Source organism: Brevundimonas sp. (assembly GCF_013823285.1).
Classification (GTDB): domain Bacteria; phylum Pseudomonadota; class Alphaproteobacteria; order Caulobacterales; family Caulobacteraceae; genus Brevundimonas.
In genome coordinates this window covers 1-7,500 of the sequence record NZ_PNLV01000110.1, presented here as the reverse complement: position 1 = coordinate 7,500, position 7,500 = coordinate 1, and the positions used below count along the sequence as shown (strand labels likewise).

The window sequence follows — 7,500 nt, the reverse complement described above, 5'->3', positions numbered from 1 at the left end:
TTCCTTATCAGGATCAGAGCGCTTCGATCTCGGCTTCGGTCAGGCTGCGGGTCACGCGAATGCGGCAGCGGTCAGCGTCTCCGCCGAGGGCGGACCACCAGATCAGCCAGGTCGTTCACGCAAAGTCTGGATTCGCCGGCGTGGGGCTGGATGGCCACCTGATTGGCCCAGTCGATGTCGCGGCAATAGCCGATGGCCTCCAGTTCGAAGGCTGAACGACGCGTGGCGTGGACGACAATCTTGCCGTCGTCAGCGGCGCTGAAATTGCGGACCTGGTCGACAAAGAAACACCGGGCCGGCTCCACCTGCCCGTCGGGGCCCGTCGCAGACGGCGGCATAGGCGCGCATCCGGCGAGAGCCGCCGTGGCCAGCGCGATGGACAGGGTGATGGTGCGCATGTTCGAACTCCTGATCAGGCCCCCGCATGTATCATAGCGGTCGAGGCGCGGGATGGTCCATGAGGGCGCGGCGTATGCTGCTGATTTTGGCGTCCGTCTCGGCCAGTTCGGCGTCAGGGTCGCTGTCCGCCACGATCCCCGCTCCCGCGAGCGTGCGGAAGCGCCAGCCGTCGGTTGCGCGGCGCAGCGCCACCGTCCGGATCAGGACCGAGGCCTCCAGCGACCCATCAAACCCGGCCAGGAACAGGCTGCCGCACCATGGCCCGCGCGCCGCCTCGTGGCCCGCGATGACCTGCATCGCCTGATGCTTGGGCGCTCCGGTGATGGAGCCGGGCGGGAAGGCGGCCGCCATCACCTGGGCGGGGCCGGCGCCGGGTGCGGGGCGCCCCTGCACTGTCGAGACCAGATGATGGACGTTGGCGAATGTCTCCAGGCTGAACAGCTCCGGGACCGTGACGCTGCCGGGCGCGCACACGCGCGACAGATCGTTGCGCATCAGGTCCACGATCATCAGGTTTTCCGCCCGATCCTTGGCGCTGGCGAGCAGTTCTGCCTTAAGGGCGGCGTCCTCGCCCGGGCTCGCTCCGCGCGGCCGGGTTCCCTTGATGGGACGGGCCGTGAGGCTGCCTTCTCTCAGGCTCAGGAAGGATTCGGGCGAGTTGGACGCCAGGACGTGATGGCCCAGATCCCAGAAGGCGGCGTAGGGCGCGGGGCTGGCGCCGGCCAGACGCACGAACAGGTCGAAGGGAGTCTGGTCCGGGATGAGCAGGCCGGACCAGGCGCGGGCGATGTTGGCCTGAAAGATCTCGCCCGCCCCGATGCGCCGGACCACATCGGCCACGGCGTCGCGGTAGTCCTGCGCCGGCCGGTCAGGCGTGAAGGCTTCGGCCAGGGGGGCGACGGTCGTCTGCGGCGCCTGTGCGAGGGCCAGCCAGTCCGAAGCTCGATCCGCTGCCGCCGCTGAGCGGGCCCTGTCCTCGCCGCGTCCAACGGCGACCACCCGCTTCCGGTGATGATCGAAGGCCAGAACCGTCTCATGGCGGGCCAGGGTCAGGCCGGGCCAATCCTGATCATCTCCGCCGAGCGCCGCCTTCGGAGCGGCCAGATCATAGCTCGCCAGGCCCACGACCCCGCCAGTGAAGGGCGGCGCATCCGGCGACAGCGCCGCCCGATCGCCGAGCAGGCCCCCAATGCGGGCGAAGGGATCCGGCGCGCCGTTCGGGAATCGCTCCAGCCTCACGGGCTCAGCCGTCACATAGGACCAACGCGCGTCGGGCCCGCCGTCCGACAGCAGGATCAGGCGACCCTCCATGCCGTCCAGCCCCGCCGCCACATGCAGCGGGTCAGCCCACTCCCGTTCGATCAGGGTCAGCGACAGACCCGCCATGGTTCAGGCCGACAGCCGTTCGCCGATGCGGTCGCGCAGGGCCGTATCCACGCCCAGGGCTTGCTGAAGATAACTTTCGATGGAGCCGTGGGCCCCAACCATGGACTTGATCGCCGCGTCCAGGTAGCCGGGCTCCACGCCCAGAAAGGCGACGACGGCGGCGTGGGAGGCGGGTCGCCCCGTCCAGGTCTCCAGCTGTTTCGCCACTCCCGGGGCGCGACCCTCCAGATCCACGGCGTGGTTGGTCAGCAGATAGTCCTCCATCATCTCGTCGTGCTCGACGCCGAGCAGATGATGGGTCAGGGCGGCCAGCAGACCGGTGCGGTCCTTGCCTGCGGCGCAGTGGATGAGCACCGGCCCCTCGCTGTCGCCGAGGGTGTTAAAATAGCGGCGGAACAGGTCCAGGTGGGCGTCCTCGAACGGCAGGCGGCGGTAGGTCTGCGTCATGAAGGCCCGGCCGCCTTCCTCGGTCAGGGGCGAGGTCTTCAGAAAGGTGATGTGCGGGGCCTCGCCGTCATCGACCTGCTCCCATTCGATCACCTGGCCCGAAAACCCGGACGGCCGCCTGGAAGGCTGGGCCCGGCGCTCCGAAGCCCGCCGCAGGTCCACCACCGTTGCGACGCCCAGGGCCTCCAGCCGGGCCACGTCCGCCTCGGACGCCCGGGCATGGTGGCCCGACCGGAACAGGACCCCGCCTCGGACCCGCCGCCCCGCGGCGGTGGCGTAGTCGCCGTAGTCGCGGAAATTCTCGACGGCGTCGAAGCGGTGAAGGCGGGAGGAGGTCATGCCCTGTCTATAGGCGCCCTATCGCTGCTCCACCAGCCGGGACATGGCGTCCAGATAGTCCACGAACGCCTTGCGGCCCGGATCGGTCAGGCGCGCGCGGGTGAGGGGGCGACGGCCCTGAAAGCTCTTGATCACCTCCACGAACCCGGCGTCCTCCAGCTTCCTGAGATGAACCGACAGATTGCCGTCGGTGACCTGCAGGCGAGTCTTCAGTTCGTTGAAGTCGGCCATGTCCGCGCCGGAGAGATAGGCCATGATCCCCAGACGCACCCGCCCGTGAATGACCTCGTCGATATCAGCGATCTGGAAATCGTCGGCCATGGTTCAGACCACGTCCGAGGGTTCCTGGCGCATCAGGGCCAGGCCGGGGAGAAGGGCAACGAAGACCATCAGGCCCGCGAACACCAGATACCCCCACGTACTGTCCGCGAACACGCCCAGCAGCACCGCGCCGCCATAGGCGAGCAGAGCCACACCCTTCATCCAGCCGGCGCCGGACATGGCGCCCGCGACCATCCAGGCCGAGCCGTAGGCGGCGAACACCACGATGGGCATGGCGCGCATGAGCGTCCAGTCGCCGGAGCTGAAACCCACGGCCATGAAGGCCACCCACATGGCGAAGATGCCGAAGCCCACCGCCGTCCACGCGGCGCCCACGGCCTTGTTGCCGGGGGAATAGAAGCCGGGCTTCGTCTGCTGGCGCCGGATCAGAAGGGTCAGGGCGATGGCGAAGGCGCCGCCGGCTCCGAGCCACAGCCACAGCTGGGCCATGGGATCGACGACCAGCAGGTCGGTCACGATGGCCCACTGACCCAGGCTGGCCAGGCCGAAGATCACCCCCGCCGCCACCATCACAGGGCCGCTGAGCAGAGGGGCGTGACGCCCTTCGTCGGCCAGGCCGCGCATATAGGCGATATCGTCGTGGATGGATTTGCTGTGGTCGTCGGTCATGGAGCCTCTCCCTTGGATGGGCTGACCTTATCAAGTTGCTTTAAGATGTAAAGTGCTTTCTCGTGGTGTCTCTCCGGTACCCGGTGCAAGCCCGCCTCATGGCCGTGAACTTCAACCATATCGCCTATGAGGCGCTGGAGGTCTGCAACGCCGTGTCCTGGGACGCGGTGGGCGAGGCCGTCGCTGCGGCGGGGCTGAAACCCGGCGCGCTGGCGCTGGATCTGGGCGCCGGCAACGCCACTGTCGCCATCGGCCTGGCGCGCGACTTCGGCCTGAAGGTCCGGGCGGTGGAACGCGATCCCCTCATGGCCGCCCTGGCCGCCCGTCGCATCGCCGCTGCGGAACAGGCGGCGGCGGTCGAACTGCTGGTCCGGGACTCCAGCGAGGTTCTGGACCATCCGCCCCTGCCGGACCTGATCACGGTGCTGGGCGCCACCGATGCGGCGGCCCCGGGCCTGCGTGACCCCGTCGCCGTTTTCGCCCGGCTGAGGGCCGCCGTCGCCCCCGGCGGCTATCTGGTGTGGGGCGAACCGTTCTGGAAGGCCGAGCCCAGTGCGCCCCTGCGCCAGATCATCGAGATGACCAACAGCTACCAGACCGACGCCGGTTGGCGGGCGGCGGCCGAACAGGCCGGATGGCACGTCGTCCATGTCCGGCACAGCACCGATGAGGAATGGCGCGCCTACATCGACACCATGGATGCCGCGGTCCGCGCCTGGGCCGCCGCCCACCCCGAGGCGCCGGAAGCTCCGCGCCTGGTCGCCCGCGCCGACATCCAGAAGGCGATGTTCGAGACCGAAGGTTTCCGCGTCTTCGGCTTCGGGCTCTATTTGTTTGGGCGCTAACGCTCGCGTCGCGGACGCTCCCTGCTTGAGCGCATCCTTGACGCGCTATCGCTCGCCGCGCGGCGGCTCGCTGCTTGAGCGCGGGGCCGGAATTTCGGACTCCGGACTCAAAAAAACAGGGTGCGAATAGTCTGAATTGTCCGAAATGGCCCTCCCTGCTCGCAAGCCCCATCATAGGCCGGGGGAAAGCCCTGGGCGCAAATTCAATGTTGAGCCCTCGAACAGCGAGGCCCTGCCCGGCGCACGGCAGGACCCAACCCGCCCAGCCGCGAGGGTCCGCCAGGAGTAGGAGGCGCATAATGCCCTCAAGCAGCGAGCCGCCGCGCGGCGAGCGCCAGGGCTCTTTACCTGAAAGGCGGCTCGTCGAAGGCGCGGAGCTTGCGGGAGTGCAGGCCGAGGCCTTCCTGACGCAGCAGGGCTACCGCCTCGATGCCGATCTGGAGGTGCTCGGAGATGGAGCCCTCATAGAACCGGTTGGCCTGTCCCGGCAGCTTGATCTCGCCGTGAAGGGGCTTGTCGGACACGCACAGCAGGGTCCCGTACGGCACGCGGAAACGGTAGCCCTGGGCGGCGATGGTGGCGCTCTCCATGTCGATGGCCACGGCCCGGCTCTGGTTGAAACGCAGGGCCGAGCGGGAATAGCGCAACTCCCAATTGCGATCGTCGGTGGTGACCACCGTGCCGGTGCGCAGGCGACGCTTCACCTGTTCGCCCGGCATGCCCGAGACGGACTTGGTGGCGTCGTACAGGGCGCGCTGGACCTCGGCGATGGAGGGGATGGGGATGTCGGGCGGCAGCACCGCGTCCAGCACATGGTCGTCACGAAGATAGGCGTGGGCCAGCACATAGTCGCCGATGGACTGGCTGGCGCGCAGGCCGCCGCAGTGGCCGATCATCAGCCAGGCGTGGGGCCGGGTCACAGCCAGGTGGTCGGTGATGGTCTTGGCGTTGGATGGGCCCACCCCGATGTTGACCAGGGTCACGCCGCGCCAGCCGGGTGCGGTCAGGTGCCAGGCCGGCATCTGGTGGCGGCGCCATGCGCCGTCCGACAGGGCCGCGTCGGCGTCCGGATCATCCCGGGTCACCACCACCCCCCCGGCGCAGGACAGGGTTTCGTAGGGGCTGTCCGGGTCGGCCAGCTGTGCACAGGCCCAGCGCACGAACTCGTCCACATAGCGATGGTAATTGGTGAACAGGATGAAGGACTGAATGTCGTCCACCGGGGCGCCGGTGTAGTGCTTCAGCCGCGCCAGGGAGAAGTCGGTCCGCAGCCCGTCGAAGTGCGACAGGGGAAAGGCGCCCGCGGCCGGATCGAACAGGCCGTCGGCGATCTCGTCGCCGATATGGGCCAGCTCGGTGGTGGGGAAGTAGCGGGCGATGGCCGAGGTCATGGTGCGGTCCAGCGTCACGCCCGAGCCGTCCATCACATAGGGGAAAGGGATCTCCTGACGTGAAGCGGCCACCGCGAAGGTCGCGCCGTAGTCGGCTTCAAGCAGCTCCAGCTGCTCGCGGATGTAGGAGCGGAACAGGTCCGGGCGGGTGATGGTGGCGGCATAGTCGCCGGGCCGCGACAGGCGGGCGAAGGCGCGGGGCTCCAGATCGCCGGGCCGCTCGCCGCGCCAGCTGACCCTCAGCTCGGGATAGGCGAAAAGGCCCTCCGCGCGCGTGTCGGGATCGGGCAGGGCGCCGGTGTCGAGGAAGCGCTTTACGGCCTCGCGCAGGGCGCCCACGGAGTCAGAGTAAAGGTCTTGCAGGCGGTCCAGCACCGCCTCGATGGTCAGGGTCTCGGTCATGGCCCAGTCTAGCGGGCAAGCGTGACGATGGCGAGACGTGGCGGGCTACATCGCCCCGGCGCGGGCCAGAATGTCGAGAACCGCCTCGTCGTCGGCGTGGGCGCGGCGCAAGGCCTGTCCGTCCGCCTCCACGGCGTCACACCGGGCCTGGGACAACGCCGCATCGATCCGGGCCGCGCGCTCGGCGTCATAGCCTTCCTCACCCGCCCAGTGGTCGCAGGTCATGCGCCGCTGGGCCCAGGCGAAGACATCAGCCGGCACCCGCTCCGCCATCGCCGTGAGGGCGTCGTTCGCCTGCAACCCGGTCAGCGCCAGGCGGTCGTCCCGAATCTCGAAATCCAGAAAGGCCTCGCCGCCGGTGGGGCAGCAGTTGGCGTCGTTGCTGCGCCAGAGCGATGTTTCGGCCATCAGGGCTTCGTAGGCGAAATTGACGCCCTTCCACACCTCCAGCCCCCGGGGCAGCCGGGCGTCCAGATCGTCGCGCCAGCTGAAATTATCGATCTGACGCAAGGGCCTGTCCGCGTCATCCGTGAGGCGGAAAACCACGTCGGCGTTGTGCGCGCCCGTGCCGCCGTGCACGCCGGGAACCGCCACGTGCACGACGCCGCCCTCGCCCTCATCCCCGGCCCATTCGGGCTGGCCGTAAATGTATCCGGCATAGTCCCAGGCGACGGGCCGCAGGGTTGTTCCGTCCGCCTCGAGCTCCAGCAGTACGAAACCGCCCCCGATGCCCTGGGTCTCGGTGACGCCGCGCTGGAGCTGCCAGTACAGGGTCGGGCCGTCGCGCCGGGCCACATAGCCCCCCGACACGGTGTGGCAGTCGCTCAGGGCTATGGGCACACAGCCATCAGCCAGTAAGGCGGGCGTTGTCCGCAGGGCCCAGCCGGCGCGGTCGCGCGCGGCCCGCTCGGTCAGCTCATCTATCCGGGCCGTCGTCCCCTCGGGGGTCTGGTCGCCGTACTCGCGCCATTCGGCCTGCTCCCGATCCAGCGACAGGGGAACCGGACTGGCGGTCCGGGCCGCCTCCAGGGCGTTGGTCACCTCCGGGGACGCCGGCTGGGCGGCCGCACCGCCGCTCGCCAGCAGCAGTGCAACCGCCGCCGCAATCCCCGATGCACCCGCACTCCATGCCCTCATGCCCGGCCTCCTGATCCCATCCTGGCCATTCCGCGTCGAAATGGCCGCTGACGCAAGCTGACGATCAGGCCAGCGCCCTGCCCAGGAAAGTCGCCATGTCGTCCAGCACCGGCGCCTTGCGCCGGAACAGGGGGGAGAAGGTCGCGATCAGATCGGCGTGGTTCAGACCCTCATAGAGGCGCAGCGTCGAGGGCGCGCCCAGC

8 protein-coding genes are annotated in these 7,500 nt (G+C 69.0%); 1 reads left to right on the top strand and 7 read right to left on the bottom strand.

Features of this window, described 5'->3' with window-relative positions; translation table 11 throughout:
• Window positions 1–71: 71 nt before the first annotated feature.
• Genes C0461_RS12330 through C0461_RS12310 form a run of 5 tightly spaced genes read right to left on the bottom strand, consistent with a single transcriptional unit; the run spans window position 72 to window position 3,522 of the window.
• The gene (locus C0461_RS12330; RefSeq protein WP_292107382.1) at window positions 72–398 is read right to left on the bottom strand and encodes a DUF6491 family protein; all 327 of its coding nucleotides are present in this window, start codon (window positions 396–398) and stop codon (window positions 72–74) included.
• A gap of 31 nt (window positions 399–429) precedes the next feature.
• Window positions 430–1,785, bottom strand: a complete 1,356-nt coding sequence (locus tag C0461_RS12325) for an anthranilate synthase component I family protein (protein ID WP_292107380.1) — start codon at window positions 1,783–1,785, stop codon at window positions 430–432.
• Window positions 1,786–1,788: 3 nt separating this feature from the next.
• On the bottom strand, window positions 1,789–2,571 hold the full coding sequence (locus C0461_RS12320) for a tyrosine-protein phosphatase (RefSeq protein ID WP_292107377.1): 783 nt from the start codon (window positions 2,569–2,571) through the stop codon (window positions 1,789–1,791).
• An 18-nt stretch (window positions 2,572–2,589) separates the two neighbouring features.
• The gene (locus C0461_RS12315) at window positions 2,590–2,892 is read right to left on the bottom strand and encodes a transcriptional regulator (protein WP_292107374.1); all 303 of its coding nucleotides are present in this window, start codon (window positions 2,890–2,892) and stop codon (window positions 2,590–2,592) included.
• Window positions 2,893–2,895: 3 nt separating this feature from the next.
• A complete protein-coding gene (locus tag C0461_RS12310; RefSeq protein WP_292107373.1) occupies window positions 2,896–3,522 on the bottom strand; it encodes a hypothetical protein in 627 nt (208 codons plus the stop codon).
• 98 nt (window positions 3,523–3,620) lie between these two features.
• On the opposite strand from C0461_RS12310, the gene C0461_RS12305 reads away from it, so the two are divergent.
• Window positions 3,621–4,367: a class I SAM-dependent methyltransferase gene (locus tag C0461_RS12305; RefSeq protein WP_292107371.1), complete on the top strand. Its 747-nt coding sequence runs from the start codon at window positions 3,621–3,623 to the stop codon at window positions 4,365–4,367.
• Between the two features lie 344 nt (window positions 4,368–4,711).
• Here the strand turns inward: C0461_RS12305 and C0461_RS12300 are convergent, their stop codons facing one another.
• Together C0461_RS12300 and C0461_RS12295 are read right to left on the bottom strand one after the other, a co-directional pair.
• On the bottom strand, window positions 4,712–6,160 hold the full coding sequence (locus C0461_RS12300) for an AMP nucleosidase (RefSeq protein ID WP_292107368.1): 1,449 nt from the start codon (window positions 6,158–6,160) through the stop codon (window positions 4,712–4,714).
• Between the two features lie 45 nt (window positions 6,161–6,205).
• The gene (locus tag C0461_RS12295; protein ID WP_292107367.1) at window positions 6,206–7,297 is read right to left on the bottom strand and encodes a hypothetical protein; all 1,092 of its coding nucleotides are present in this window, start codon (window positions 7,295–7,297) and stop codon (window positions 6,206–6,208) included.
• Between the last annotated feature and the right edge of the window lie 203 nt (window positions 7,298–7,500).

Bases quoted from the DNA above. Each gene is read 5' to 3' on its own strand.
- C0461_RS12300 (WP_292107368.1), bottom strand. From the start codon at position 6,160: ATGACCGAGACCCTGACCATCGAGGCGGTGCTGGACCGCCTGCAAGAC.
- C0461_RS12330 (WP_292107382.1), bottom strand. From the start codon at position 398: ATGCGCACCATCACCCTGTCCATCGCGCTGGCCACGGCGGCTCTCGCC.
- C0461_RS12320 (WP_292107377.1), bottom strand. From the start codon at position 2,571: ATGACCTCCTCCCGCCTTCACCGCTTCGACGCCGTCGAGAATTTCCGC.
- C0461_RS12310 (WP_292107373.1), bottom strand. From the start codon at position 3,522: ATGACCGACGACCACAGCAAATCCATCCACGACGATATCGCCTATATG.
- C0461_RS12325 (WP_292107380.1), bottom strand. From the start codon at position 1,785: ATGGCGGGTCTGTCGCTGACCCTGATCGAACGGGAGTGGGCTGACCCG.
- C0461_RS12295 (WP_292107367.1), bottom strand. From the start codon at position 7,297: ATGAGGGCATGGAGTGCGGGTGCATCGGGGATTGCGGCGGCGGTTGCA.
- C0461_RS12305 (WP_292107371.1), top strand. From the start codon at position 3,621: ATGGCCGTGAACTTCAACCATATCGCCTATGAGGCGCTGGAGGTCTGC.
- C0461_RS12315 (WP_292107374.1), bottom strand. From the start codon at position 2,892: ATGGCCGACGATTTCCAGATCGCTGATATCGACGAGGTCATTCACGGG.